This window comes from Phormidesmis priestleyi ULC007, assembly GCF_001895925.1.
GTDB lineage: Bacteria > Cyanobacteriota > Cyanobacteriia > Leptolyngbyales > Leptolyngbyaceae > Phormidesmis_A > Phormidesmis_A priestleyi_A.
In genome coordinates this window covers 1-26,959 of the sequence record NZ_MPPI01000016.1, presented here as the reverse complement: position 1 = coordinate 26,959, position 26,959 = coordinate 1, and the positions used below count along the sequence as shown (strand labels likewise).

At 48.2% G+C, this 26,959-nt stretch carries 30 protein-coding genes; 15 read left to right on the top strand and 15 right to left on the bottom strand.

The genetic code is table 11. The features are described from left to right. Positions 1-48: 48 nt before the first annotated feature. The 6 genes from BRW63_RS14985 to BRW63_RS14960 all read right to left on the bottom strand — a co-directional run bounded on the left by BRW63_RS14985 (position 49) and on the right by BRW63_RS14960 (position 3,314). Positions 49-1,143 carry a cyclic nucleotide-binding domain-containing protein gene (locus BRW63_RS14985; RefSeq protein ID WP_073072442.1) on the bottom strand — a complete coding sequence of 365 codons (1,095 nt, stop codon included), beginning with the start codon at positions 1,141-1,143 and terminating at the stop codon, positions 49-51. A gap of 497 nt (positions 1,144-1,640) precedes the next feature. Then, entirely contained in the window at positions 1,641-1,868 is a 228-nt protein-coding gene (locus BRW63_RS14980) for a hypothetical protein (protein WP_073072441.1), read from the bottom strand. Between the two features lie 48 nt (positions 1,869-1,916). Then, positions 1,917-2,204, bottom strand: coding sequence for a CTB family bacteriocin (locus BRW63_RS14975; RefSeq protein WP_073072440.1), 288 nt, complete (start codon positions 2,202-2,204; stop codon positions 1,917-1,919). A gap of 279 nt (positions 2,205-2,483) precedes the next feature. Next, entirely contained in the window at positions 2,484-2,702 is a 219-nt protein-coding gene (locus BRW63_RS14970; RefSeq protein ID WP_073072438.1) for a CTB family bacteriocin, read from the bottom strand. A 69-nt stretch (positions 2,703-2,771) separates the two neighbouring features. Further along, positions 2,772-2,993, bottom strand: a complete 222-nt coding sequence (locus BRW63_RS14965) for a hypothetical protein (protein ID WP_073072436.1) — start codon at positions 2,991-2,993, stop codon at positions 2,772-2,774. 105 nt (positions 2,994-3,098) lie between these two features. After that, entirely contained in the window at positions 3,099-3,314 is a 216-nt protein-coding gene (locus tag BRW63_RS14960) for a hypothetical protein (RefSeq protein WP_143162056.1), read from the bottom strand. A 441-nt stretch (positions 3,315-3,755) separates the two neighbouring features. Here BRW63_RS14960 and BRW63_RS14955 point away from each other — a divergent pair, with 441 nt between their 5' ends. Both BRW63_RS14955 and BRW63_RS14950 read left to right on the top strand, forming a co-directional pair. Beyond that, entirely contained in the window at positions 3,756-4,820 is a 1,065-nt protein-coding gene (locus BRW63_RS14955; RefSeq protein WP_073072433.1) for a Tll0287-like domain-containing protein, read from the top strand. Between the two features lie 49 nt (positions 4,821-4,869). Beyond that, positions 4,870-5,661 carry a MinD/ParA family ATP-binding protein gene (locus BRW63_RS14950; RefSeq protein ID WP_073072431.1) on the top strand — a complete coding sequence of 264 codons (792 nt, stop codon included), beginning with the start codon at positions 4,870-4,872 and terminating at the stop codon, positions 5,659-5,661. Between the two features lie 318 nt (positions 5,662-5,979). Here the strand turns inward: BRW63_RS14950 and BRW63_RS14945 are convergent, their stop codons facing one another. Continuing rightward, positions 5,980-6,945 carry a phosphate/phosphite/phosphonate ABC transporter substrate-binding protein gene (locus BRW63_RS14945; protein WP_223257392.1) on the bottom strand — a complete coding sequence of 322 codons (966 nt, stop codon included), beginning with the start codon at positions 6,943-6,945 and terminating at the stop codon, positions 5,980-5,982. 240 nt (positions 6,946-7,185) lie between these two features. On the opposite strand from BRW63_RS14945, the gene BRW63_RS14940 reads away from it, so the two are divergent. The 5 genes from BRW63_RS14940 to BRW63_RS14915 all read left to right on the top strand — a co-directional run bounded on the left by BRW63_RS14940 (position 7,186) and on the right by BRW63_RS14915 (position 10,988). Then, positions 7,186-8,268: a glycosyltransferase family 4 protein gene (locus BRW63_RS14940; protein WP_073072428.1), complete on the top strand. Its 1,083-nt coding sequence runs from the start codon at positions 7,186-7,188 to the stop codon at positions 8,266-8,268. 3 nt (positions 8,269-8,271) lie between these two features. Next, positions 8,272-9,171, top strand: a complete 900-nt coding sequence (locus BRW63_RS14935; RefSeq protein ID WP_073072426.1) for a S66 peptidase family protein — start codon at positions 8,272-8,274, stop codon at positions 9,169-9,171. Continuing rightward, positions 9,155-9,562, top strand: coding sequence for a hypothetical protein (locus tag BRW63_RS14930; protein ID WP_223257391.1), 408 nt, complete (start codon positions 9,155-9,157; stop codon positions 9,560-9,562). Before BRW63_RS14935 ends, BRW63_RS14930 begins: the two co-directional genes overlap by 17 nt. Before the next feature lie 467 nt (positions 9,563-10,029). Further along, positions 10,030-10,272 (top strand): helix-turn-helix transcriptional regulator, encoded by a 243-nt coding sequence (locus tag BRW63_RS14920; protein ID WP_073072420.1) that lies wholly within the window; start codon positions 10,030-10,032, stop codon positions 10,270-10,272. 50 nt (positions 10,273-10,322) lie between these two features. Continuing rightward, complete coding sequence (locus BRW63_RS14915; protein WP_073072418.1) at positions 10,323-10,988, top strand: Uma2 family endonuclease; 666 nt, start codon at positions 10,323-10,325, stop codon at positions 10,986-10,988. Here BRW63_RS14915 and BRW63_RS14910 read toward each other — a convergent pair. Both BRW63_RS14910 and BRW63_RS14905 read right to left on the bottom strand, forming a co-directional pair. Beyond that, on the bottom strand, positions 10,968-12,230 hold the full coding sequence (locus tag BRW63_RS14910) for an ABC transporter ATP-binding protein (protein WP_073072417.1): 1,263 nt from the start codon (positions 12,228-12,230) through the stop codon (positions 10,968-10,970). The genes BRW63_RS14915 and BRW63_RS14910 overlap by 21 nt on opposite strands. Before the next feature lie 70 nt (positions 12,231-12,300). Further along, positions 12,301-13,569: a valine--pyruvate transaminase gene (locus tag BRW63_RS14905; protein ID WP_073072415.1), complete on the bottom strand. Its 1,269-nt coding sequence runs from the start codon at positions 13,567-13,569 to the stop codon at positions 12,301-12,303. Between the two features lie 274 nt (positions 13,570-13,843). Here BRW63_RS14905 and BRW63_RS14900 point away from each other — a divergent pair, with 274 nt between their 5' ends. Next, positions 13,844-14,107 carry an RNA recognition motif domain-containing protein gene (locus BRW63_RS14900; protein WP_073072529.1) on the top strand — a complete coding sequence of 88 codons (264 nt, stop codon included), beginning with the start codon at positions 13,844-13,846 and terminating at the stop codon, positions 14,105-14,107. Positions 14,108-14,287: 180 nt separating this feature from the next. Here the strand turns inward: BRW63_RS14900 and BRW63_RS14895 are convergent, their stop codons facing one another. Further along, on the bottom strand, positions 14,288-14,557 hold the full coding sequence (locus BRW63_RS14895; protein ID WP_073072413.1) for a GlsB/YeaQ/YmgE family stress response membrane protein: 270 nt from the start codon (positions 14,555-14,557) through the stop codon (positions 14,288-14,290). A gap of 388 nt (positions 14,558-14,945) precedes the next feature. On the opposite strand from BRW63_RS14895, the gene BRW63_RS14890 reads away from it, so the two are divergent. Both BRW63_RS14890 and BRW63_RS14885 read left to right on the top strand, forming a co-directional pair. Next, positions 14,946-16,349 carry a DUF3084 domain-containing protein gene (locus tag BRW63_RS14890; protein ID WP_073072411.1) on the top strand — a complete coding sequence of 468 codons (1,404 nt, stop codon included), beginning with the start codon at positions 14,946-14,948 and terminating at the stop codon, positions 16,347-16,349. Between the two features lie 49 nt (positions 16,350-16,398). Further along, positions 16,399-16,833, top strand: coding sequence for a RuvC family protein (locus BRW63_RS14885; RefSeq protein ID WP_073072409.1), 435 nt, complete (start codon positions 16,399-16,401; stop codon positions 16,831-16,833). An 8-nt stretch (positions 16,834-16,841) separates the two neighbouring features. Here the strand turns inward: BRW63_RS14885 and BRW63_RS14880 are convergent, their stop codons facing one another. From BRW63_RS14880 to psbH, 4 genes are all read right to left on the bottom strand, one after another. Then, positions 16,842-17,102, bottom strand: coding sequence for a DUF3146 family protein (locus BRW63_RS14880; protein ID WP_397428394.1), 261 nt, complete (start codon positions 17,100-17,102; stop codon positions 16,842-16,844). 4 nt (positions 17,103-17,106) lie between these two features. Further along, entirely contained in the window at positions 17,107-17,736 is a 630-nt protein-coding gene (pth, locus tag BRW63_RS14875; RefSeq protein WP_073072408.1) for an aminoacyl-tRNA hydrolase, read from the bottom strand. Beyond that, complete coding sequence (locus BRW63_RS14870) at positions 17,733-18,035, bottom strand: TatA/E family twin arginine-targeting protein translocase (RefSeq protein WP_073072406.1); 303 nt, start codon at positions 18,033-18,035, stop codon at positions 17,733-17,735. Before BRW63_RS14870 ends, pth begins: the two co-directional genes overlap by 4 nt. Before the next feature lie 142 nt (positions 18,036-18,177). After that, entirely contained in the window at positions 18,178-18,381 is a 204-nt protein-coding gene (psbH, locus tag BRW63_RS14865) for a photosystem II reaction center phosphoprotein PsbH (protein ID WP_073072404.1), read from the bottom strand. Positions 18,382-18,464: 83 nt separating this feature from the next. Here psbH and psbN point away from each other — a divergent pair, with 83 nt between their 5' ends. Further along, entirely contained in the window at positions 18,465-18,596 is a 132-nt protein-coding gene (gene psbN, locus BRW63_RS14860) for a photosystem II reaction center protein PsbN (RefSeq protein WP_073072402.1), read from the top strand. Between the two features lie 31 nt (positions 18,597-18,627). On the opposite strand, the gene BRW63_RS14855 is transcribed toward psbN, so the two are convergent. Continuing rightward, positions 18,628-21,699, bottom strand: a complete 3,072-nt coding sequence (locus tag BRW63_RS14855) for an alpha-mannosidase (protein ID WP_073072401.1) — start codon at positions 21,697-21,699, stop codon at positions 18,628-18,630. Positions 21,700-21,823: 124 nt separating this feature from the next. Between BRW63_RS14855 and BRW63_RS14850 the strand changes: the two genes are divergently transcribed. The 4 genes from BRW63_RS14850 (at position 21,824) to BRW63_RS14835 (ending at position 26,789) form a co-directional block, all read left to right on the top strand. Further along, complete coding sequence (locus tag BRW63_RS14850; RefSeq protein ID WP_073072399.1) at positions 21,824-23,332, top strand: hypothetical protein; 1,509 nt, start codon at positions 21,824-21,826, stop codon at positions 23,330-23,332. A gap of 112 nt (positions 23,333-23,444) precedes the next feature. Then, the gene (locus BRW63_RS14845) at positions 23,445-23,561 is read left to right on the top strand and encodes a photosystem II reaction center protein I (protein ID WP_073072397.1); all 117 of its coding nucleotides are present in this window, start codon (positions 23,445-23,447) and stop codon (positions 23,559-23,561) included. Between the two features lie 101 nt (positions 23,562-23,662). Beyond that, a complete protein-coding gene (locus BRW63_RS14840) occupies positions 23,663-25,927 on the top strand; it encodes a DUF3769 domain-containing protein (RefSeq protein WP_073072395.1) in 2,265 nt (754 codons plus the stop codon). A gap of 43 nt (positions 25,928-25,970) precedes the next feature. Then, a complete protein-coding gene (locus tag BRW63_RS14835) occupies positions 25,971-26,789 on the top strand; it encodes a hypothetical protein (RefSeq protein ID WP_143162055.1) in 819 nt (272 codons plus the stop codon). Positions 26,790-26,959 lie beyond the last annotated feature (170 nt).

Below are 26,959 nucleotides of genomic sequence, written 5' to 3'. Positions count from 1 at the left end.
CCACGGGGAGAGGGATTTAGGGTGAGGGCTACGGCAATAGCCATGCCCCTACCCTCGAATCTGTTTCAGCATCCAGTCAAATCGAGTACCCGCTAGCGTTACCTGAGCCAAAAAGCCCGAACTCAGTTCATCTTCGTAGGTCAAGCGATCGTCGAGAGATCGACCTGAGCTGTAGGTGATTCTGCCGTAGCCCAACCGATTGATGATGCCTTGCTGTTTGTCGGCTAACAAAATCGCTAACACGCGATAAAATCGAGCCGCAAACCCAACATCGTGCAGCAGTTTTGCCGCCAGCCGCCAGCGCGGAATTGCTAGCACGATCGCATCCTCAACTGCCCGAATTGTCATCGCAGGCGGACTCGCCTCCACAAAAGGCGTTTCGCCTACCATGTCGCCTCGCGATAGTTTTGCAAACTCTCGTTCGACGTGATCGGTTTCTTCTAAGTTTGAAAAGGCACGAGTTAGAGGATTGCTTTCGTCGTCAGCGATCGAGGTAACCATTTTCCCATCTAGCAAAATGTAAAATGCGTCAACGGGTCTGCCAGCATGGAACAAGACATCGCCCGCAGCAATCCTCACAGCATTGCCCGCAGCAATCATCCAACCAATATCACTATCGTTTAACTCTGCAAACGTGCACAAAATTTCTCGAATCTGAGGCTGGCATAACACGATCGTACTATGTCCAATCTGACTAACAATCTGCTCTAGTCGGTGCGCCAACAAAACCGCGATCGCCCGATAGAGATGAGCCGCAAACGTGATGTCTGTCTGCAATTTCTCCATAAGCTGCTGTTGCGGAATCATCAACACCAGCGATTTTCTGAGTGCTTTGACGGTGGTAGAAGACTGGTAGGAGGTTAAGAACGGCAGTTCTCCGACTACCTCCCCATTGGTGAGTCTGGCGATTTCTCGCCCTGACAGTTCGCCCCCTTCGAGGGCAGCAAACGCCCGACCGATCGGGTTATCGTCAGCCTGAGCAACTGAAACGGTCAATGCGCCATCTAGCAGAATGTAGAGAGCATTAACCAATGTACCTTGGCGGATCAGGGTCGTGCCAGCCGTCACTTCTTCTCTCCGACCCGTTGCCAAGATCCAGTCAACATCACTGCTACTCAGTTCCTTTAGTAGAACTTCTGTCATAAATTTAACTTCCTTCTGTGTTGCTACGAGGGAATCGATCGGAGGGGATAAGGGAGCTAGTAAAAGATCACGATTGGTTTTGCTGTGTTATGCAACTCGTGTAGGAGATACTAATTTTTTAGAATGAAACTACAGATGCTTGTTGAGAGAGAAGAGAGTAGCAGTCAAAATTCAACGAAGAGAGCACAATTTAACGAAGCATCTGTAGAATGAGTGTGGTGAAGTCCGTAATACAGGAGTTGTTGATTTGTAAGAGTGGGCTACCGTGTATACACAAATTGCTTTAAGTTTAGATTGCTGGGGGTCGCCCCCTAAATCCTCCATCCTGCGGGACTTTGACCCCAGACTTTCAGTTTCAAAGTCCCCCAATTTGGGGAGATTTAGGGGGCAGAAGCCGCTCATAACGAAGCGAAAGGACTTACGTATACACGGTAGGTAAGAGTGGAGCTTCTAGCCTGTACGGGCAGGATGCCCATCCCACAAATCATTCAGGATTACTATGGAATCAACGGCGGTGATTGATTAGGGGAGGGAACAACTCCCGAATCGTCGTTGTAATAACCAGACACCTTATCGGTAATCTTTTTTGAAATCGCTTCTTTGGCGGTATCGTATATACTATCGGCTGGATACTTGCCTGGTTGATATTCAGCAGCACCACCTGCGATTTCTGCAAGTTCTTGAGCCGATAGCTCTTGTGGTTTAGGTTGCTTTTTGTTGTCCATTAGAATTGTTCTCCTTGCTATTTTTTGCTATTTTATGAGTCGTTGTGTTTAGTCTGAACCGTCGATCGCAGTCGCACTTCCTAGCAGCCCACTCAGAGCATCAAGGTCTTCTGCACTGGCATCGGTGATCAGAATTTGAAGACCGACAGATTCGATGTTTTCTGCCGCAAACGTAGACTTTGAGGAACCATATCCTCCAGTCTCTTGTGAAGTTGAGATATTAGTCTGTCGGAAAAAAGCGGCATTCAAACGGAGATTGAAACCGCCTGCCACGTCCTCTAATTCCTCATCGGACAACTCGACAGCATCGGTGGGCTTAATTTGGTCATCTGACATAGGGGGTTCTCCTTATTGGGGGTATCGGTTAAATAGACCTCCTGCACAAATCCGGGAACGCCCCCTAAATCCCCCAGAATGGGGGACTTTGAAACCGTAAGTCTTCTCAAAGTCCCCCAGAATGGGGGATTTAGGGGGCACAAGCCGACCTAAACGGAGCGAGACCTGAGAGCAGTTTATATCTGAAATCCTATTCACGCAGGAGGTCTCATAGGGGCACGCTGCCATGCCCCTATGAGAGTTTGTTTAGAAAACTATCTCTCGATTCCGATCGTGGGGTTAGTTGCCCGTTTCGGTCACTTCAAAGATGGCAGCTTTGAAGTCGTCGGTTTCTTGAATGTTGGTGCTGCGAACCCCGTTGCGATCGGCTGATAGTGTGCTGATCTGAACGTCTTGTAGTTCTGCGGTGAAGGCTGCGGCTTCGCGACGAGCACCGCCTGCAACTAGGTCGAGATCTTCAGCAGACAGTTCCACGGTGATGTGTGATTCTGAGGTCATGGTCATTCTCCTTGTGATGTATGGGTATGTGATGTATCAGTGAACTAGATAAGGTTGAAAAGACAGACTTTAGTTGCCCGTTTCGGTCACTTCAAAGATGGCAGCTTTGAAGTCGTCGGTTTCTTGAATGTTGGTGCTGCTAACACCGCCGCGACTAGAATTGAGGGTGCTAGCTTGGAAGTCAGTGAGTTCTTGAGTCTCAGCAGCCGCAAATCGTCTTGCGCCACCAGCCACTAAATCGAGATCTTCAGCAGACAATTCTTGAGATTGGATAGGGTCGATGGAATTCATTTTTGTTCTCCTTAAAGTGTGGTTAGTTGACGATCGGTCAGGAAGTTGAGCAGAGAGGATTTACCTTGAGAAAGCACCTCTCTAAGTTGCAATCAAACAGTGGAACTAGTTGCCAGTTTCGGTCGCTTCGATGATGGCAGCCTTGAAGTCGTCGGTTTCCTGAATGTTGGTGCTGCTAACACCGCCGCGACTAGAATTCAGGGTGCTAGCTTGGAAGTCAGTGAGTTCTTGGGTTTCAGCAGCCGCAAATCGTCTTGCGCCACCAGCCACGAGATCGAGATCTTCAGCAGACAGTTCCATAGAATAGTTGTTCTCAGACATGATGTGTTTCTCCTTGGTTTGTGTGTTTGTGTGTTGACTCAAACAGAATTGTGATTGCGTGAATCGCTTCATTCGTTTCCTGCTTGATGTCCCTAGAATACGAATTTCACCTAGGGATGCACATCTGAAAAACGTCTAGGATTCGGTCTAAGGCGAAGTAGGTAGAGGCGGTCTGACTTTCGCTGCACACGGTTAAATCACACCCCGGACTTTCGTTATAGGCGATCGCCGATCGCTCCAACTAAAGTGATGAATGCACGCTCAATGTGGTGCTTTCAGTGCATATCGCAGTATGAATAAACGTATAAGCGTCAATGAATTATTAGAACTGATCTCGATCGGTAACAGACTATTAAGATGATTGCCGAGAGATTTTAAGCCCAATGATTTATGAGTATCCGTAAATTTTCAGCAGTGTTGTAAATACCAACGGAAACGACCATGTTTAATCGATTCAAATTGGCAACAAAATTTACTTTACTTCTATCGCTGGTGTTTGTTGGTGCGATCGTCATCAGTGGTTTTGCATTATCTCATGCCCTTGAGCAAAAAGCCGAATCTGAAATCGGCTACCGCAGCCAAATTTTGGCAGAAACGATGAACTCGGTACGCGCTTTCACAAACACTCACGTCAGCCCTCTCTTGATGCCGATGGTTGACACTCAAGCCACGTTTATTCCCGAAGTCATTCCTAGTTACACCGTCAGAGAAGTCTTTGAGAGTCTTCGCAAAAATGAAGACTATAAAGACTTCTTTTATAAAGATGCGCTGCTAAACCCAACCAATTTACGAGATAAAGCCGATGAGTTTGAAGCGGGTATCACAAAACGATTTAACAGCGAATCAGGGCTGAAAAATATATCTGGATTTCGCGACTCGGTGGGCGAAAAGATGTTTTATAGCGCTCGTCCATTTTCAGTCAAAAATGCGACCTGTTTGCGCTGTCACAGCACACCAGAAGCCGCTCCAAAAAGCCACATCGCCAGCTATGGTTCAGAAAATGGCTTTGGATGGAAACTCAACGAAGTGTTAGGCAGCCAAATTATTTACGTTCCTGCTAGCAAAGTCTTTGACGATGCCAATCGTGCATCTTTTTTGATCATTAGTATATTCGTGGGTATTTTCGCACTAGTTATTTTACTGATTAACTATTTGCTCAAGCGAAACGTGCTGCAACCGATTAAGCCCATGGCGCAACTCGCTCAAAAAATCAGTATGGATGAAATCAGCGCTGAGGAAGCGGCAGAGTTTGAGCATGGAAAACTTAAGGCGATCGTCAAGCGAAACGATGAGCTAGGACAATTGGGACGAGTGTTTCAACGTATGGTGCAGGAAATTTATGCTCGTGAGCAACAACTCAGACAACAGTTGCAAAAACTTCGTCTTGAAATTGACGACAATAAGCGGGCACGTCAAGTTGCTGAAATCGCTGAATCAGAATCGTTTCAAAAATTGCAGGAGGAGGCGAGAGCCATGAGAAGCAAGCGCGATGCTGTGGATGAATAATTATTGTTTAAGTTAATCTAACCAGTCGTTTCACCCTTGAGGATTTATCGTGTCTGAAATAATCTCGGTTCATTCGTTTCGTGGCGGAACTGGTAAATCAAACGTTACCAGTAACCTCGCTACGCTGATCGCTCGTTCTGGTCGCCGAGTTGGAGTAGTTGACACCGACATCCAATCGCCCGGAATTCACGTTTTATTTGGGCTGGAAGAAGATCAAATGCGCTATACCCTAAACGATTATTTATGGGGACGTTGCGCGATCGAAGAAGCCGTTTACGATGTCAGTCCCATTCTGAAGCAAAAACAATCCTTTTTTGGTCGTCAGGGCAGCATTCATCTTCTTCCTTCTAGCATTCGCATGAGTGATATCTCTCGCGTTTTGCGCGAAGGCTATGATGCACGTCTGCTGAATGACGGGTTGCATAATTTAGTTCGTCGCTTAAAGTTAGATTATCTGTTGATCGATACGCATCCCGGCATTAACGAAGAAACGTTGCTGTCTATTATTCTCTCTGATACGCTGGTGTTGATTCTTCGCCCAGACAAGCAAGATTATCAAGGTACAGCCGTCGCGATCGATGTAGCTCGCAAGCTAGAAGTGCCGAAGATGCTGCTCGTCATTAACAAAGCACTGCCGACTCTCAACTTTAAAGAGTTGCGGCAACGGGTGCAGAATACCTACGAAACCCCAGTGGCAGGCATTTTGCCAGTCTGCGAAGAGATGTTTGATTTGGGGAGCAGCGGCATCTTCTGCTTGCGATATCCCGATCATCCCTGGACTCAAGAAGTGACTGCGATCGCTAAACAAATTATGGGTTCTGGTGCGAAGTTATTGGCTTAGGATCGTTGTAAGGGCATGGCACTGCCGTGCCCATTGGCGTTGCAAGTAACCGATATTTTTAATCCACGATCGTTAATAGACCTCCTGCATGAATAGAATTCTCGATATAAACTGCGATCGGATCTCGCGCTGTTTGGGTCGGCTTGTGCCCCCTAAATCCCCCAAAATGGGGGACTTTGAACCCGCAGATCTTCTCAAAGTCCCCCATTCATGGGGGATTTAGGGGGCGTTCCCGGATTCATACAGGAGGTCTAATCTAATTTCAAGAACAATTGCGATCGTTCAACCGACAACTAAAGGACACGACATATCGTGCCCCTACTTGAATAATCGGACAGGTTTTTGTTGAAGCAACGCCGCCGTCTCTTTGCTATCGCCTGGAAAAATGGCTCTCACCCGCTCTACGACCGAAATCATATACTTGTAATCTGGAACCGGAGCATTCGTCACAAATCCCGCTTCTTGGGCGACCACAGAAGGCGTTTCACTCAAAATCTTGCGGATGGACTCTTGAGCATTGCGCTCGATCGTCGGGCTGATCAACACTGCACCCGCCGGGACGGGATGAACATCGGTGAACAAGATCCGTAGATTGAATGGAGTCACCTGACTTTTGTAAGCCGCAAATTCTTCGAGCGATACTGCACCTACTGCTGCTTTACCTTCAACAACCGCTTCTAAAATCGCCTTAGGGGTGGGCGGAAATATCAGTTCAGAAAGCGTTAAACCATATAGGTTGAAAATCGGCAGGTAGTATCCTGTGGCTGAACCTGGTTTGCCCAGCGCCAGAGATTTGCCCGCGATCGCCGCGATCGATTGAATCGGGCTATCGTCACGCACAACCAACACTGACCGCAAGCCCTGCACGCCAAACAGCGGAAAGAGGGGTATATATTGGTGTTGCGAGATCGCGATCGCGGTTAAACCGGGGGGTGCAAACACGAGTGACCACTCTTGTCTTTGAATTTGAGCCAGCGCTCTGCTTTCATTTAAGGTAGGCTCTAACTCCACCAATGACTGAGTTCTTTCGCTTAAGTAGCGTTTGAAGCGCTCATATTGGTCAAGCGATTTACTACTCTCGTCGTAGCTAACCGTCCCAACTAGCAGCGATCGATGTTGAGGTGTGGGTGTGGGGGCGCTACAGGCAGACAGCAGCATCAAATAGAGGAACCCGCGACGGGAAATTCTCGAAGGTAAGGTTACGCTCAATCGCCTCATTGTTGTGCTGGCAGCTTCATCCATCATCTTCTTTTGCTGTAAGTCAGTCGATAGTGTTCTAAACAATTCGATACTGTACAAGTACTGTACAATACCCCCAGGTTTTCTACTTTACTGTACACAAATCTATTCCAACGATCGCTGCACTCCACCGATCGATCTGAACGATGACCCCACAACTCGAAGCCGAGATCGCATTAGATCATAAGTTCTATCTTCTTTAAAACAACACAATTCGACCGCTTCACCTGATATGCTGTCCTATAACAAACTCAGTTAAGAAAAAAACTTTAGCGTTCAAACCTTGTGACGCGATTCCAACATCCTCTCAAATTATTGCTGCTATCTACGTCGGTAGGTGCGTTAGGGTCGGGTTTGGGGGGCGGCGTAGAATTGACCCTCAAAAATATTGCTCAAGCCTTAAAGCATCAGGGACATCAAGTTACGATCGTCGCTCCCGCCCATTCTGTTCTCGAAGGCGTGCCTCTAGTGACGATCGCCGGGAACTTGCAAATCACTGCCCAAACTCAAGGAGGCGATGCCCTAATCACGCTGCCCCCAAACGCGGTGCTGGGGAATATGTGGGCGCATGCTCGTCAGGTTCAACACGAGTATAATTTGCTGATTAACTTTGCCTATGATTGGTTGCCCTTCTATCTGACCCCATTTTTTGAGCGTCCGATCGCCCACCTCGTCAGCATGGGTTCGCTCACCGACGCAATGGATCAGATCATTGAACAAATTGCTGTTGGGTTTCCGGGCACGATCGCAGTTCACAGTCGCGCACAGGCAGAAACCTTTCAGTTTGCAGATCGTTGTCGCAACCTTCAAAACGGCTTTGACTTGTCCCTCTATGAGTTTTGCGCTCAACCTAAACGACAACTCGCCTGGGTCGGACGAATCGCGCCAGAAAAAGGCTTAGAAGATGCGGTAGCGGCGGCTCAAATCGTTGGAATTCCGCTTAAGATTTGGGGCGTGATTCAAGACAGGGTTTACTGGAATCAGATTTGTGCTGATTATCCTGACGCTGCGATCGCATACGGCGGATTTTTGCCCACCTCAGAATTGCAGCAAGTGTTAGGACAATCACAAGCATTATTAATGACTCCTCGCTGGGTCGAAGCCTTTGGAAATGTGGCGATCGAAGCCCTTGCTTGTGGAGTGCCCGTTATCGCCTACCGTCGCGGCGGCCCCGCAGAAATTGTTCGCGATGGCGAAACAGGTTGGTTAGTGGAACCTGATAGCGTCGATGGATTGGTGAACGCGATCGCCCAGTTAGATCGTCTCGATCGTCAAGCCTGTCGTCGCCAAGCCGAAGCTGAATATTCTTTAGAGGCAATGAGCGATCGCCTAGAAGCCTGGTTTGAAACGATCCTGAAAAAAGTTTGAGACATGAAACGTTGCCAACCTCCAGCCCCGCTTAAACCCGGTGATTTGTTACGAGTCATTGCTCCGAGCGGCACCTTGAGAGAAATGAGTGCCTTTCAGCAAGGCGTAGACGTTTGGCGCGATCGAGGCTATCGAGTCGAGTTAACACCCGGATTTGACGATCAATACGGCTACCTCGCCGGGACTGACGCAAACCGCCGCACTCAGCTAGAAATCGCCCTCAAAGATCCCGAATGTAAAGGCATTCTGTGTGCCAGAGGTGGATATGGGGGAGCCAGGCTGCTTGAAGATTGGACGTTTCCTTTAACAGAACCGAAGTGGCTGATTGGGTTTTCTGACATCACCAGCCTGCTGTGGAGCTTTAGCCATCAAGGAATTTCTGGAGTTCACGCGCCTTTGTTGACCACGATCGCCACCGAGCCAGATTGGTCAAAAGAACGATTATTTGATTGGGTCGAAGGTCGTCCGTTACGATCGCTCACAGGCTCAGGTTGCGGTGGAGGGCAAGCAACCGGATTGTTACTTCCAGCAAATCTTACCGTTGCCACTCATCTTCTCAATACGCCATTACAACCTGATTTATCAGATATTATTCTAGCGTTTGAGGATGTGAGTGAAGCCCCTTATCGGATCGATCGCATGTTAACCCAGTGGCGATCGACTGGTGCATTTCAAAATGTATGTGCGATCGCGTTGGGGCGTTTTAGCCAATGCAATCCGCCTAGCAATATTCCTAGTTTTACTATTCACGAAGTATTATGCGATCGCCTTGGTGATTTAGGAATTCCAATCGTCTCTGACTTGCCTTTTGGTCACGATGGCGAAAATGCTGCCTTACCCGTAGGAGTTCCGGTTTGGTTGGATGGCGATCGGGGCATTCTCAGTTTTGAGCCATTTCATTAACGTTGACTATTCACTTACTCTCGATGTTATGCCGATCGAAGTGCCCAGCTTCTATAACCCAGAACATTGCCACAACGAATCTGAAGTTGAAAGCAAATTCATTGTTCACTATTTGCTTTCAGCGTTAGGATATTCTCCTCAGAGTTGGCGGCAAGAAGTCACGTTTGGCAGCATTCGTCTCGACTTTTTGGCGGTTGCTGTCAACATCTTTGGGCATCGGAGTCATCTGCAACTGATCATAGAAGCCAAACACCCTCGACAAAACCTCGATCGTCACACCCGAAAATTCCGTCGCTATCTCACTCTTCTCAATATTCGCTATGGCATCTTAGCACTTCACTGCGACGGTGATGTTCCAGAAATGTTGTTGCATCAACCCAAAACCCTGTAGAGACGTGAAATTTTGCTCATCAAGACAAAAGACGACCTCGTAGACTGCGCTAGGTGTGAGTCGGCGAATAATTTTCAGGTATGCCTCGGCTTCACCACATCGACGAAATCGACTTACCACTAAAGTCTGAGCGTCGGGCAAAAAACGAACAACACACCAGGGATGAAGTTGGTTGCGGTAAGACATCGTGAAGTAAGCGATCGCTGCTCAGCGTCGCATGAAGGTTGGCAGAGATGGCATTTAGACAGAATGAGATTGAGCGATCGGGCGTTTCCGATCGTCTCGCTCACCTGAAATAGCTACAAATCGCATGATTGATGAGACACTAAGATACAGACAAGCGCCTCCAAGAGCGTTCAACTGTTTGGTCTGCCGCTTGCTAAATTCCTAGTATTAGTTATCTACTCTTATCCAAGCATTCTTGGAATCAAAAGTCAAGTTTCCTTGGATAAGTTTGCTTATAATCTATGACGAAAGAAGTTCGCTCTCAAAGAGACTCTCCTCTAAGAAAACGTCGAGAGGAATTAGATCTAACCCAACGAGACATTGCATTAGCTTTGGGCAAAACAGACCAAACGATCAGCAACTGGGAAACTGGTGTTTATGAGCCAAAGATGACACCGCGTGAAGTGAAGGCGCTTTGCCACTTACTAAAGTGGACGCTAGATGACATGCCCGATGAGTTTGGATCTTCCGCAATCACTTCGTAAAGCACAATAGAGTCTTTAATGATCAAACTAAAGCAGTTTGGAGAAGTTCAATGGTTAGCACCAACGACGCGATCGCTCCTCAAGCCCTTGCCGAAAAACGCATCTCACTTTACAACATCAGTTGGCAAACTTATGAAACCATCTCAAATGCGCTTGGCGATCGGAGTTCTCCCCGCCTAACTTACTACGGAGATACTTTAGAAATCACGACTTTTTCAGAACTCCATGAAACTGCAAGCGAATTGATCGGCGACTTCGTTGAGATTTTAGTAGAGAAAGCAGATTTGAACATCAAAAGTTTGGGATCAACCACACTCAACCGACCCGACTTAAGAGCCGGAGCCGAACCCGATAAATGTTATTACATTCAAAACGAGCCTTTGGTCAGAGGTCGAACTGTTGATCTAAAAACCGATCCACCGCCTGATTTAGTCGTCGAGATCGATATTACCCACACCGATATCAACAAAAAAGCCCTCTATCAACAGATGGGAGTCAACGAATTTTGGCGCTATGACGGCAGAACACTTACGCTCTATCATCTCCAAGGCGGCAACTATCAAGAAGTGCAGACCAGCCCCACTTTTTCTTGGGTGCCGAAAGAAACGCTTTATCGGTTTTTAAGAGACTGCGCTGAACAGGGCGAAACTCAAGCAAAACGAACCTTTCGGAACTGGGTGAGAGAACAGATTCAGCTATTGGGGACGAATGGCTAACCCAGTTTCAAAGTTGAAGAGATGAATTTTTTCAAGCGCGATCGCTAACCAAAGTTCCTCACCAAGTCTCACGCGGCGATCGGGTTCCACTCTCGCTTGCATCATTTCACCCGCCAAACTCACCGCTAAAAACGTCTCATTTCCTAACGCTTCGACTAGCTCGACTTGCACACGCAAATTGCTAGAATCCGCCACATCAACCCTCAAATGTTCAGGGCGAATGCCTAACAAAACGGTGTCGCCATCATAAGCTTGCAGAGTCGATGCCCAGCGATCGGGCAGAGTCAGACGAAACTGAGGATGACTGAGTTGAAGCGGACTTTTCACCTGGACGGGCAAAAAATTCATCGGCGGCGAACCGATAAACTCGGCAACAAAGCGATTTGCCGGATAGTTATAGAGGTCAAGCGGTGTGGCAAGTTGTTGAATTTGTCCGGCATTCATCACGGCAATGCGATCGCCCATCGTCATCGCTTCCGTTTGATCGTGGGTGACGTAAATCGTGGTCGTGCCCAACTGACGCTGAAGTTTGACAATTTGAGCGCGAGTTTCTGCCCGCAGTTTGGCATCGAGATTCGAGAGCGGCTCATCCATCAAAAACACTTGCGGGTTTCGCGCCATCGCTCGTCCTAAAGCGACTCGTTGTTTTTGTCCACCCGAAAGCTGTTTGGGCAACCGTTCTAGTAAAGGTTCGATTTGCAGCATTTGAGCCACGATGCGAACTCGCCGATCGACCGCTCGCTCTCGATCGGACTGATAGCGCAATTTCTTCGGCAATTTGCGAGTCGCACCGACTAAAAGATTTTGACTCCAATCAGGAAGCGGTGTTTCAGACTCATTTTGACTCGCAAAGGTCGTTCGTCTCAGCCCAAACGCAAGATTGTCATACACCGTCATGTGAGGATACAGCGCGTAGTTTTGAAACACCATCGCAATATCACGTTCTTTGGGTGGCAAATCATTGACCACGCGATCGCCGACCCGAATTGTGCCTGCCGTCAGTTCCTCTAATCCTGCAATCAGGCGCAGCAGCGTGCTTTTGCCACAGCCAGAAGGGCCGACCAGCACCATAAATTCGCCGTCTTGCACGGTTAAATTAATCGATCGCAAAACAGCAGAAGAAGTTTGAGATTTGAGGTTTGAGGGTTTCTCTAATTCGGCACTCAAAACTAAACTAGGGGTTTCCTGTCTCGTTTCTTTTTGGAAGCTTTTATAGATGTTTTCGAGTTCAACCTGAGCCACGATCGTTCTACCCTCTAATCGGAGGTGATCATCAGCTTATCGGTTTAATACACGCTCAGTCAATCAAGTTTTAAGCTCGATAAACTGCTTTTGCCACTTGTGCTAATCGCTGCATTGCGGTTTCGAGATCGCGATCGCTGCCCGTTAAACTGATGCGTAAACACTGTTGCTTGTGTGACCAATCTTCTCGCAGTCCCGGAAAAAATGTGCTGCCTGGAACTACAATCACGTCTACATCTTTGAGCTTTTGATAAAACTCGCTATCGGTAATCGGCAAATCTTGCAGCCATAACCATGCAAAGATCGCCCCTTCGCCTCGATGCAAAAACCAGGGCAGATCGGGTGGCATTTCACGATCGAGCGTTGCCTCCACGATCGCGATCTTTTGCTGATAAAACGGACGAATCACCGTCTCAGAAATCTCCGCCAATCGACCCGATCGGATGGCACGAGCCGCGATCGCTTGCCCATATCTCGACGAGTGAATGCACAGATTTGTCTGAAAACATTCCAACACGTGAACGAGCGATTCATCTCCGATCGCAATGCCAATTCGCTCTCCGGGCAACCCAGCTTTTGACAAACTCATGCAGTGCAGCACGTTGCCCCCAAACTTGGGAGTCATCTCAGTAAAATTGAGTGCCGGAAACGGTGGAGCATAGGCAGAATCGATCAACACAGGCACGTCATGAGCTGCCGCCAGCGTGACAATCTTGCTCACTTCATCGTCATTCAAAACATTGCCAGTCGGATTGCAAGGACGCGAAAAAATCACACAGCCCGTAGTTTCAGTAATCTGCAATTGACTAAAATCAGGACGATATTTAAAACGGTGAGCCGCCCGATCGATCTCAAGTTCTGGCTTGTAGGCAATCAAGGCTTCAGGAGTCAACGCCACCCCGCCATAGCCTGTGTAGTCTGGGCTAAGAGGCAAAACAATTTGGCGTAACGCTCCGGTTGCGGTGTAGCCACCAAAAGCATTAGCCGCGTAAAAATAGAGACTTTGACTGCCAGGGGTGATCAAAACATTGCGATCGGTCAGGTTTAACCCATATCGCTGGTTAAAATCTTCAACGATCGCATCAATTAAGGGTTGATAGCCTTGACTTGCCCCATAGCGACCGACAACATCGCCATAATCAGGGCTTGCTAACAGATCGGCAGTACAGTCGCGCCAAAGCTGTTCGACTTCTGGCAAAACCACCGGATTTCCAGCACTTAGATTGATAAAAGCTCGATCGCCGCCCGATCGCAGCGTTTCAATAATGTCTTTCATGATCGCCCGCACCCCAGACAGGCGAGACATCTCTACACCAAGTTGACTGAGGACAGGGTTCATGGCAACAGACCATCTTTGAAACAGCGCTCTGATGTTAACTGATAGCCGTCATCAATCGCTAGAACTTTATCAAAGCTAAATTGATCGCAAAGTTCGCTGTTCTAGCTAATTAAATCATCAAGCAATAAATCTTTATAAACAAAAACATCAGCTTGTAACTTAGATGTCCTCTTAGAACAAAAAATATGTTTACGATATGACCCATAGGTGGGTGGATGCTTTTACAACGCTCAAAAATCTCTGCTCTTTGCTCTACGTTCGGACGATCAATCCCATGACAATCTATGTTGGAAACCTGTCTTATCAAGCGACTGTCGATGACTTGCAAACCGCGTTTGCCGAGTATGGCACGGTAAAGCGCGTGGTTCTGCCGACCGATCGCGAGACAGGACGAATGCGAGGCTTTGCCTTTGTAGAAATGACCGAAGACGCGCAAGAAAATACTGCGATCGCTGAACTAGATGGCGCAGAGTGGATGGGGAGACAACTGCGAGTCAATAAAGCAAAACCCAAGGAAGAAAGCCGAGGAGGAAATTAAGACGCAGACTTACGTACGGGCGTAGTGCTGCCGTGCCCCTTGACCTTGCAAGTAGCCGACATGATTTAATTCACGATCCTTAAACAGTCAAAGGTTCTTGCTAGAACCATTGTCTCTCAGCAAGAACCTTTTCAATCTAACCACCATTACACGAGTTCTCAGCCAAAGTTGATCGCCAGTTTAAGCGGCACGACGAGTAAATAGACCCCACAAGAAGATAGCGATAATTGCTCCCAAGACGGCAACAAAGATTCCAGGGATGCTCAAGCCAGCCGAGGTCAGAGCTAACGTTCCATTTTGTAAGAGGCTAAACAAGCTGCCTCCCACAAATGCACCAATGATTCCTAGAACCATGGTTCCAAGAATGCCCCCGCCCTGATCACCAGGGTAGATAGCCTTCGCGATCGCGCCCGCAATCAGTCCTAAAATCACCCAAGCAATAATGTTCATATCGTTTTTCTCCTAAAGCTTTATGCCTACAAAATTAAGATATCAGGGAAGATGAATTCAACCTATCTATCAGAGGTGATAACTGAAATAATCATCAGGAATAGACCAATTTTTGTGAGGGTTTAACCACCTTTAAAGAGAAGAAGCCATTGCTGAAACTCACTTAAGCAGCGCTGTTTTTGGAGGCTAGAGGTTAAAATTTTAAGCTGATTCGTAGTCTTTGCTCTCCAAGATTTTCCTAACGCAACAGTCCAAAGTGCATAATATAGGCTGGGTCTTAACCACGATAATCTTGACGTGCAGGCGCAAGACTTCTGGCAGACTTTTTGATTGAGGTTGACGGTAATGTTTAATTGCCAACCCTCAAAACTGGTGTTTTGGAGAGTCGATGTCCGGGTACATCTTAATTTTTGCGGTGCTAATTTTGGGAGGCGTGATTGCGACGGTTGGCGATCGCATTGGCACCCGCGTGGGCAAAGCCCGTCTCAGTTTATTCAACATGCGCCCGCGTCGCACGGCGGTCTTAGTCACCATTCTCACCGGGACGCTGATTTCTGCCTCAACGCTAGGCATCTTGCTGGCGACCAGTGAACAACTCAGAATTGGCATCTTGCAGCTAGGGCAACTTCAAAAAAAGATCTCAGGATTTCGAGCCACCCTCAGCAAAACAACTCAAGAATTAGAAAACACAACTCAGCAAAAAGGTCAGGTTGAAGCCGAACTGAGCAAAACAAAATCAGAACAGTCCAGAGTTGAGGCACAGCTAAATCGCACCAATCAATATTTAAAGCAGGCCACCGATCGCCAGGCCAGAACCGACGCTCAACTGCAATTGGCAGAAGCTCAACGCGATCGTGTGCGCCTTCAACTGAGTACCGTTTCTCAACAGGCCACCAGCCTGCGGTCAGAGATTAATCAACTGCAATCAGAACGACAAGTTTTAGTAGCCGAGCGCAACCAAGTGCAGGCGCAGATTGCTCAACGAGATGCTGAAATCACAAAACGCACTCAGTTGATTAAGCAGCGCGATCTTGATATTGCTGACCGCGACACGGTGATTGCCCAGCGAGAGCAGCGACTGAAAGCACTTGAAGATCAGCGAGCTTTTTTGGCGCAAGAAGTGCAGCGATCGGACGAAGAAGCTCGATTAGTGCGCCTAGGCATTCTTGGTGTTGAGCGCAACCAAGTGTTAGCATCTGCGGTCGTCAGAATTGTCAACCCACAGGTAGCCAGTCAAGCGGTCGATCAACTCTTGCGAGAAGCTAATCGAGTGGCTCTGCAACGAGTGCAGCCGATCGGAGCAAAACCCACCGATCAGATTGTGCAAATCACCAAACCCGAAGTTCAACAACTGACCGAGCAGATTGACGATGGTCAAGATTATGTCGTGCGAATTCTGTCTGCCGCAAACTATGTTAAGGGCGAAAAAACGCCGATCGCCATCTTCGCCGATGCAGTCCGCAATCAGGTGCTATTTTTAGCGGGAGACGTGATCGCAGCCAAGTCGATCGAGCCTGCAAAACTCTCTAACGCAGAGCTAAGTCAAAGCATCAGTCAATTGATTGACGCGTCTAGGTTTCGGGCCCGTCGGGCTGGCGTGCTCAGCGATTCAGTGCAGATTGAAGGGGTGCAGTCGTTGCAGTCTTGGACGAGTTTTGCCGAAAACCTGCGCCAGTTTCAGACTCCGGTTGAGGTTCGGGTTGTGGCTTCAGAAGTCACTTCTACGGTCGGGCCGCTCAAAATCGAGCTAGTGGCAGTGCAGAATGGACAAGTGGTATTGAGAACTTCTTGAAGGGTGAGAATGATAGGGTGGGCAATGAGACGCACGGGAGAGGAGATCGATGATTGCAGATGCCACCTTTCTTGATCAGCCAGTGATTTTAGGGTTTGATCCGGGGAGTCACAAGTGCGGTTTGGCGGTGATGGGGGTCGATCGTCGGTTGTATTATCACCAGGTTGTGACCGCAGAGGCGACGATCGCGACGATTCAAACGCTGCGCCAGCAGTTTCCCATATCGCTGGTAGTGATGGGCGATCAAACTGCGTCTAAATCTTGGAAGCAATCCCTTGAAAAAGCGTTAGCTGACCCCCTGCGGGTGGTGAGCGTTGATGAACGACACAGCAGCTTAGAGGCGCGCGATCGCTATTGGCAAATGTATCCTCCCAAAGGGCTAACTCGCCTGATCCCGCAAGGAATGAGAACGCCTCCACGGGCGATCGATGACATCGTAGCGATTTTGTTAATCGAACGATATTTAGAACGATTGGTTAGCTAGAAAAATGTTTAAAGCTCTGCCCGAATCGTAAATGAATAATCTCCGCCTGGTTCTAGCTGATAATCTCGCTGTTCTAAAAATCGTCCCAGCGGCTCTTTGATCAGTGCCCGACCCAGAGAAGGTTCAACGCACAATTCCCCTTGGCGAAACTGCCAGTGAAAATGCCACTCAAATTGATTGGCGCTTACATCGCCTTCAATGCTGCCCTGCTGCCAGGACTGGCGAGTAATGCGGACGTGGGCAGTCGTTTCGGGAAGACGTTTTGACACAATATCAGGCGGTTTGTTGCTCAACACTTCGATTGTTGTAGAGACTCATCGCTTTTTCAACCCCTTGCTTGAGACTGAGTTCGATCGCGCTTACGGTTAGATCGAGCACGTCTGGAATTAATTTTGCTTCAGCAGATGAGAAGCTGCCTAACACATGCGAAACGGCATCTTTATCTCCAGGAGCAGTTTTTGGGCTGCCGATGCCAATTCTTAACCGGGGGAAAGTTTGGGTGCCGAGGTGCGCGATCGCTGATTTCATCCCATTTTGTCCCCCTGCCGACCCCGATAATCGCAGACGAATTTTTCCCAAAGGCAAATCCATATCGTCGTAGATCACCAGCACCGATTCTGGGGCTAATTTGTACCAATTGACGACCGCACGAATCGACTGCCCCGAATTGTTCATAAAGGTTGACGGCTTCAGCAATCTGATTTTGCCTCCCGAATAGGTGCCCTCGCCGACGATACCTTGAAATTTGCGATTCTCAGATAAGGAGATTTGCCAAACTCTTGCTAGTTTGTCGATCGCCATAAATCCAACATTGTGGCGCGTCTTTTCATAGTTGCTGCCCGGATTGCCTAGCCCCACAATCAACTGAGGAATCACTAATTTAGGCGGAGTTGCTTCAGTCATGATCCAGTTGAGGCTTCCTTTTCGACGGCTTCGGAGGGTTGAGCAGTCACTTCATCGGCTGGGGCCAGGGTTGGCTGAGACGGCTCTAGAGTTGCTTCCATTGGCTGGCTCGGAGTTTTTGCAATCTGTTCTGCCTCTCGCTTAAATTCTGCTTCAAATTCCTTTGAGGCATCTTGAAAGCTGCGAATTCCTTTTCCTAAACTGCGCCCAATTTCTGGCAGCTTTTTCGGACCAAACACCAGTAGGGCAACCACCATGATCACGACCATTTCTGGTAAACCAATGCCAAAAAAGTTCATTTGCCTGTTTCCCGCAACGTTCTCACCATTGTAGTAGGGGCACGACATGTCGTGCTCTCTCGCGATCGTTCGATCAGTCGCCAAAAAAATCCCGGACGAGCCGGGAAATTGAATGCACTATTCAACGTTTAAGAAGCTGAAATTAGCTGCCCAAGCTTCTCCAATCTACAGAGAACCCATCCAAAATGAGGGAGGAGTTATAGATTTGCAGAATGATTAGTAAGAAGACCAAAAACAGCGCCATGAACACTACCATGACGGGGGTCGTGCCCCATCCAGGAACGACCTTGCCGTATTCGGAGTTCAAAGGTCTCAAAACATCACCCAACCGCGTCCGCTGTGCCATAGCTCACCTTATGATAATCTCGACAAAAATCGTAAATACTTCGTAATATTATAGGGGAACGACCTCATCATTTAAAAACTCAAATGGAACCTGCAATAGCTCTTAACATTTCAATCTTGGTGACGATCGTCGGTTTGACTGGATACGCAGTCTACACGGCGTTTGGCCCACCTGCGAAGGAATTAGACGACCCGTTTGAAGATCATGAAGATTAGTAAATCTCGGTGAATCTTCATCAACGGCTTCTCAGCTTCCTGTGTCCGATCGGGAGTTTTGTGAGATTGAGAAGCTTTTGATTTTCCAAGGTTCGATCAAACCACGGGTAGAATCGTCCTGAAATCGCTCTAATAAATCGAGAGGGTGGTTAATCCTCAGATCCAAATCGCTCTTTAAGCTAAAGACTGCGGATTCTCCATGACACTCATAGCAACGCAAAACAAACTTTTCTGGGTCGTCTTCAGACTGTTTGAATGCAGTCAAAATGAGATTTTTTGATTGCAAGTCGAGAAACGAGCTGATGGGTGGAAGGAATTTTTGATGATCGGGACGATCGCTTCGCAGTTCCTCAAAAGAGAGAGGTACTACTCGCAAGGATTGATTTAGTTCACAGCTTTGACGAACCGTTTGAGCCGATCGCCAGTCTTTGGCATGAGGATAAATGGCATAGGTGAAAGTGTGAACGCCGCGATCGGCTTCTGGATCAGGAAATTCAGACCCACGCAATAATGTGAGACGAATTTGATTTTGCTGGCAGTCGTAGCCGTGTTTACAATCGCTTAAGACGCTGACACCATAGTCATCGCTGCTGAGATCTGCCCAACCGAGTGCCGGAACTTCCCATTGAGCTTGTTCGCGTGGGTTGCGTTCGGCGATCGGTTTGCTCGATCTCTGGATAGCACCGCAAGGCATTTCATAAGTGGCAAAATCAGCATGAATCGTAAGTGGAAATACCGCTTTAACGATGACATGACGTTCTTGCCAGTCGATTTTGTTTTTGATTTTCAGAACCGATGAATCTTGCTCTAGCAGATAGATTTGTTTGAATGTAGAGTCACCAATTTTGCGAGTTACACAAATTTGATAATTTGAGAAACTGCCCCGTTCACAGGTTTCAATCTTCAGACATTCAACGGGCAATAGCGGCTGTTTTGCATACTCTGGGTCGATGTTCCAGGCATCCCAATATTGACCCGCATCGCGAAAGGCTTGAAGCTGGTTTCCAGGGGCACTCAAAACTTCTCGCCGATTGATTTTATCAAAGATGCTCGATAGATTTCCTGTCTGAGGGTCAATTACGACTTTAAGAAATTGATTCTCTAATTCGAGATAATTTGCAATTTCATTAACTTTATCATCAGGAATAATCCAGAAGGTTCGATATCCAATCGCTGGAATGGTAGTCTCTTGTGAGTCACAAATTTTCCAGCCATCAATCTGTTGAGAACAGATAAAAGAACGTTCCCAATTTGATGGATTAAAGACGACGATCGCTTTCGCCTGTGCATGGGATGGCGGCGGTAATAAAATTTGTTGAACGATCGCTTCCAGTGACTCTTGAATAACTTTTGAACAGATACGATCGCTCTCCTGCCATTCTTGATCGGCATCGACAAACACTTGAGCAATTGAAGAACCTGGAAGAATGTCATGAAATTGATTAAATAGTGCTTTTTTCCACGCTGTTTCTAGAGCTTTTTGAGGATAAGAACGTCCTGTTACGAGCGTTGCCAACGATGCAAATAATTCTGCTTGATAGAGGTTTTTTTCACAATCACGATTTTGTTGTTTTTGATCAGCATGAGTAGTGTAACAACCGCGATGAAATTCTAAATAAAGTTCATCATCCCAGATTGGAAGTGGGTTAGTGGCTGTTAAGTCGAGATACTCGATCGCGCTCGTAAATTCTAAATTTGGGAAAAATGGCGAGGTCTGCCAGCGTCGCGCAATCTCTAACATATCGCGAGTGGGCCCGCCGCCATGATCGCCTACACCTGGCAGCCAAAGCGGATTTAGCTTGCCCGTTTTAGTCGTCCATTCCCAGGTGTAAGCTGCCATTTTAAGGGGATCGATGCCTTCTCCGATCGGAGCCGACATCACACTAGAAATCTGAGTGCCATCGGGCGATCGCCATTCAAAAATCTCGTAGGGAAACTGCGTCGTATCGTTCCAGCACAACTTCTGAGTCACAAAATAATCGATTCCGCCTTGTTTGAGCAGTTGCGGTAACTGCCAACAAAACCCAAAACTATCAGGCAACCAGGCAACTCGATTAATGTCACCAAATTTTTCTTGACAATAGCGTTGACCATAAAGAATCTGACGCGCGATCGCTTCTCCACTAATTAAATTTAGCTCTGGCTCAATCCACATTCCGCCAATGATTTCCCATGCCCCCGCTTGTACTTGTTGCTGAATTTGGGCAAACAGTTCCGGGCGGTTTTGCTCTATCCATTCATAAAGGGCGGGCGTTGAGTGACAAAAAGTTAATTCGGGAAAATCTTTTTGAAGGTTGAGAACAGAATTAAACGTGCGTTCAGCCGCTTTCCAAGTTTCATCAACCGTCCATAGCCACGCCATATCTAAATGAGCATGACCGACTAAATAAATTGTGTGTTGTTTAAGATCTGGACTGAAACCTTTGAGCCGATCGCGAAGCATTTGCAGTGAGCGATCGAAGAGAACACGCTGATTAATCAACTCCCACTGAATGGTCTGAATCGCTGCTGCGAGTTCTCCTAATTTTTCTGGTTTAAATACTTCTAGATAACTTTGCAATACGGCTAATTCATCAGCGACAAAACCTGGATCGATCGCAGCATACTCCGATTCGTAAATGAGGCGCGATCGTACCAATGCTCCATCATCATGTCCGGGACTTACTAACCGAATGGTCACGGCAATAATTTCGCCCAAACTTGCAGACGGGCTGAGAAGAATTCTGGCTGAATGGTCAAATAAATCGCCTTCTTGAACTTTCTGACCATTAACATAAACCTCGGCAACCTCTGCCCACCAAGTCAACGCTAATCGCAAGGTCAAACCCCTTAACGGATAGCCCTTTAGACTTTCTGGTAAGACAAATTGCTGATAAAACCATAAAATCTCACCGCCCTTTGACCAGGCAATATGCGCTTTGTCGTTGAGGTTACAAATCGGCTGGGGTTGCCAATCTAATTCGATTTGAGATAGATCGCTGGGATGCGATCGCCAGCCATTTTGCACATCGAGTTGTGTTAACTGGCGCAATCGGTCAATCCCCTCTGAAATCTGTTGACGATCGTTTTCAGCAGGCAGATTAAAAGAGTTTGCCGAATTCATTATCTTAATAGCATTAGAGGTGCGAACAGCATAGACTAAACAGTGACAGACTTTCAGCAATAAACTACAAACCGCCCAAAGTCTGAAACCGCTACACAGACGTTCAAACCGCCCCTTTGAGTCTATGTCTTCCTCTGGTCGCTTTCAAAGCCATCTCTTTAATTTTGTCTCGCGTCAAGCTCAAAAAATAGCTGACCAGACTAAAAAGGCAGCGCGCCATCTCAAAGTTGCGACCATTTGGGGAACGCAAATTTTGCTTTACCCAGTCTATGTTTTGTTTCAATCGACTCGGCTGATTGGGCAAAAACTTAGACAAACGGTGCAGCGATCGGTCTTGCGTCTCCGGCTCAGTAAAGTAATTCCGCAATTATCAAACTCGTCGCCATCGGCACCGCTCACTGTTGACACCCCAATTCAGCGAGTGTTGACTGCGATTCAAGATAGTTGGCTACTTGCTGGCGCAAATTCAGCAAACTTGGCAGAACTCGAATCTGATGATTCAATCGCTCAATCTGTCGCCGGATCTGTCGTCACCATTCAGGGCATTGCTTCTCTACTTCCCACTGGCAAACTCGTTTTAGTCACGATCGACAATCAGGTGATGGATGTTCTGACGATCGAGCAGCAAACCCATCTCAAGCAACGCATCATCTGGGAAATGGCAAACTATTGGCGATATTGGCGGCGGCACTACATCGCTCAAGCCCATCCAACGCTGTTGCAGCCCCCCGAAGACCGCGCCACGCTGCTGCCACCCGTGCGGGTCTTTCGGCAACTGATGGCGTGGGTGCAAAGCGGGCCGATTGCGATCGCGGCAAATCTTTTTCAAGAATCAACCCTCGTCGTTGAGCCAGCACCGCTAGACTGGTTTTCGTCTGATCTCACGCTGTCTGAATTTAACCCGTCTGGTCTGATTACTGGCATTCCGACCGTCGCTGATCTGGCAAAGCTGATTCAACAACTGCCATCGCTAGGAGAAATGGAATCATTGGTTTGGGCAGCTATCCGATATTTTTTTGGAGAGCGTCCTAAAAAACAGTTAGACACGGGCCTTGATGATCAAACTACCTCAATCGCATCAGCAAACAATTCATGGCTAACGTCTGAAGAGGTGTTTGGTAGTGGAACCCTCGGAGCCGCAAACCCTCGCTCGTACTTAAAAGGAAAATCGGCAGCCGTGCAGATTGAGAAAACCTTTACGCCCCTTGCTCATTTGCCTGCTCAGAAAGACTCCAAAACGCTTGCACTCCCGCCTCAACGAACAGTCACGATCGGACAGTCGCTGCAAAATTGGGTCAAGCGTTCTCTACCTCAGCCAATTTCGCGCGCTCGGTCAAGATCGACCCTTGTTCACCAAAAACCCAGCCATCGTAATCTGACTCGATCGACTCCTCAGACGTTAACCCCGTCGAGAGATCAGGTTCAGGCTGCTATCTCGACCGATCGAGACTCAATTCCAACCCTTCAGAAATCTCCTCGATCCACTAGACCCGACTATATCGACACGCAGGCCACCCCGATCGGCTATGTCAAATCCCCGCTCACCAAATTTCTAGAATGGCTTGACAGTGGCGTTGTTTGGCTAGAAAAACAGTTAGCCGCCTTCTGGAACCTGCTAACTCGCCGTTCTTAACGCTTCCCCTTCATTCTTTCGTAATCATTGAACCCCTCTTTAGGTAATATATAGAGACGATCCCGTCCCTAACGGAACTTTTCGCGCCTTTTATCACTCTGGAGTTATCAGCATGGTGACACTCAAAATCGTTGTTTATATCGTTGTTGCCTTCTTTGTACTACTATTTATCTTTGGATTTTTATCCAGCGACCCCTCCCGGAACCCCAAGCGGAGAGATTTGGAATAACCCCAAACCTTTCCCGCAAGGTCAGAGGGCAGTCCATCACTGTCCTCTTTTTGATTCTGGTGCGGGGCTTGTCAGGCGTTTCGATCGAGTAGCTTTAGCGTATGCCTTTCCCGGTTCTGCCACCCGAACCACCGTCCATCACCGCTCCTTCCCGGTTTGATTCCCCGACGCTGCCAACGGTGATCACTCCCCGTTCTACAGAGTCTGTTCAACTGACCCTCAAAGAATCTGCCAAGCCAGCCCCGCCCGAAGTTTCGCAAGCCACCCTTGCAGATTTAAGCGCTCCAAAAACTCTGCGTGAGGCGGCATTTAGCGAATTGGGCGATTCGTCAAATTTATCAAATTCGCCAAATTCATCAAATTCGGCTCAAGTCCCTACGAGTCAACCCCTGACTCCCCCACCGCCGAGCCAGGTTCCGCAGCCTGACGTGCCGATAAGCCCGTCTCCAGCCCCATCACCTGCACCGAATACTTCAGTTCCTCCTGCCAATATCCCAGTTAATCAATTAGGCAGGGAAGGATTTTTAGAACTGAAAGCCGATCGTCAAGACTATGACACACAGCGACAAATCTTTACCGCCGAGGGCAACGTCTCATTAAAATTTCGAGGCGCATTGCTGACAGGCGATCGCATTCAAGTCAATTTGCTCAATCGGCTCACCGTCGCTGAAGGCAATGTGGTGCTGACGCGAGGGCAACAAGTGCTGCGCGGTCAGCGATTTCGCTATAACCTGATTCAAGAAGAAGGCATCATTGAGCAAGCAGCAGGCGAGATCTTTTTGCCCAGCACCGCCAGTGACTTTAACCCCAGTTTGCCAACCGACATCACCGCAGGCACCGTGCCCGGAAGATCGGTCGGCGATCGCAACACGGCAGTTCAGCCTGCCCAGCAGGTTTCTAGTCCGGGTGGGGTCAATTTTACGATCGGGTCGCGGCGCAACATCGCTGGGGCAGCAGTCGTGCCGAAGGCGGGAGGAGATGTCAGACGGGTGCGGTTTGAAGCCGACGAGATTGAGTTTTATCCTGAAGGGTGGCGCGCTAAAAAAATTCGCCTCACCAATGACCCCTTCTCGCCACCAGAACTCGAAGTGAGAGCAGAACGGGCGCAACTGACTCGTCTCTCGCCCTTGCGGGACGAACTGGTCGCGACTCGCCCGCGTTTAGTGTTTGATCAGCGATTTTCACTGCCGCTATTGCGAAATCGAGTCATTTTCGATCGCAATGAGCGCCAGCCCGCTCTGGTTAATTTTGGCATTGATACCGACGATCGCGGCGGGGTGTTTCTGGAGCGAGAAATCGAAGTCATACCCCAAGGACCGGTGCAGTTTACGCTCACTCCGCAATTTCTGATTCAACGAGCGATCACCAACGGCGGCAACCCGATTGACCCAGACAATTTTGGCTTGAGAAGTAAATTGGTGGCGCAAATCACTCCTCGAACCCAAATTCGTGCCGTTGGGGTGCTGACCAGTCTAGATTTCGGCAAAGTTGAAAATAATCTGCGGGCGAGTGTCAGAGCGCAACAGCTCATCGGAACCCACACCTTAAGTTTAGAAGCGAGTTATCGCGATCGCTTGTTTAATAATTCGCTGGGCTTTCAAAATATTCAAAGCAGCATCGGAGCGCTGTTTTTTTCACCCACGATCGCACTCGGTAATACGGGCATTAACCTCAGCTATCAGGTGGGCTACCAATTTGTGAATGCTGATACCGATCGGGCTGACCTTTTAGAGCCAATTCGTCGCAACGATCGCGTTAGTTTGGGGCGGTTTCAAGCCAGTGCGGCTTTGAGTCGCGGCTTTTTGCTGTGGCAAGGCACTCCCGCCCCTGCAACCCCAACTGAAGGACTGCGCTATTCTCCTAACCCTGTGGTTCCTTACGTTTCGGCAGCCGTCGGTTTAACTGGAGTTGGCACTTCTTATAGCAATGGCGATAACCAAAACAATTTGAACGGCAGTGTTTCTCTGTTTGGACAGTTTGGTCACTTTTCTCGCCCATTTTTAGACTACACCGCGTTCAATCTCACCTATACGCAGGTGCTTCGAGATGGTCTGTCGCCTTTCTTGTTCGATCGGGTCGCCGATGACCAGATTCTTTATGCAGGGATTACGCAGCAACTTTATGGGCCGCTCCGCATTGGCTTTCAGACGGTTTATAACGTGCAGACGGGTCGAGAAATCAGCACCGACTATATTTTAGAATATAGCCGCCGTACTTATAGCGTGGGTTTGCGCTATAACCCCATTCAGCAGCTTGGCTCGGTGAGCTTGCGGATCAGCGACTTTAATTGGACAGGAGGCGAAGAACCCTTTAACGGTAGTGGCGTGACCCCAGTGCAAGGAGGCGTGATTCGTCCGCCTGAATAGCTCTTGTTTTGTGAAATTAATCTAAACTCAAAGCAGACCTATTGTGCATTCCCAATCAAGGGAGTTGCTGCTGCGGCTCACGTTTATGACGGAACTGGCGAGAAGTATTCAAGAACCCGAAAAAAGCGCGATCGTTCATGCCACCGATCTGCTAACTCACTATAGTTTTGATTTGGGCGATCGCACGGTCAGCCAGCTTACCCAGCATTGGCTCAAAGACTTTTCGGCAAATTGGATTCGATCAGCCGTCATCGAAGCACTTTATCAAGGACGCTATAAAGCAGTTTCGGTCGATCAAATTTTGCTGCTCTGGAAGCGCCGCAGCCAGCCTTGCTATCACTTTAACTATGAGTTTGAGCGGCTGGTTTGCAACAAATTTCCGAGAGATCTGAGTCAGAAACCGAGGCAAGTTTTGGCGATCGCGTCAAACAATCCTCAACCGATCGAGGCAGCACCCATTCTCACCCCAGAGAACGCTGAAGAACCCATTCCTGCTTGGGCTGCTCTAGCAGAACAGATTCAACGAGACGAGCTGAGTGAATTGGGATCTGAAGGGCTAGTCAACTCCGATCAAATTGCCGCGATCGAGGCGAACGAATTTAAGGACATAGAATTATCAGACCCGCTTATTGAAAAAGTTGAGGAAGAAGTTAATGGCTCGATCGAGCAAACAGCCGCCAATTTCAATATCTCAAAGCGGCTCACCGAAGAGTTTGAAGCATTGGATTTGAGTTTAATGGCGGCGATCGTAGAGGTCGAAGAGCTACAGCCCCCCATTCACCAATTCACACCGCCGCCTAATGGGTCAGATTTTCACAGCAAACTAAAAGCCGTTGCAGAAAGCGGAGGCGAACAATCTTAGGCGTTGCAGAGTAGAGGGATTGGGTAGGGGCAATCCCCCGTGGTTGCCCTCCATCAGCAGGGTGGTTTCAAGGTCTAGAGAGAAAAATGAGGATGGACTGCAATCATCACAAAAGTAGCAGTCCATGTCCCTCATAGACCAATTAAAAACGATTCCCGACCCGCGAAGCA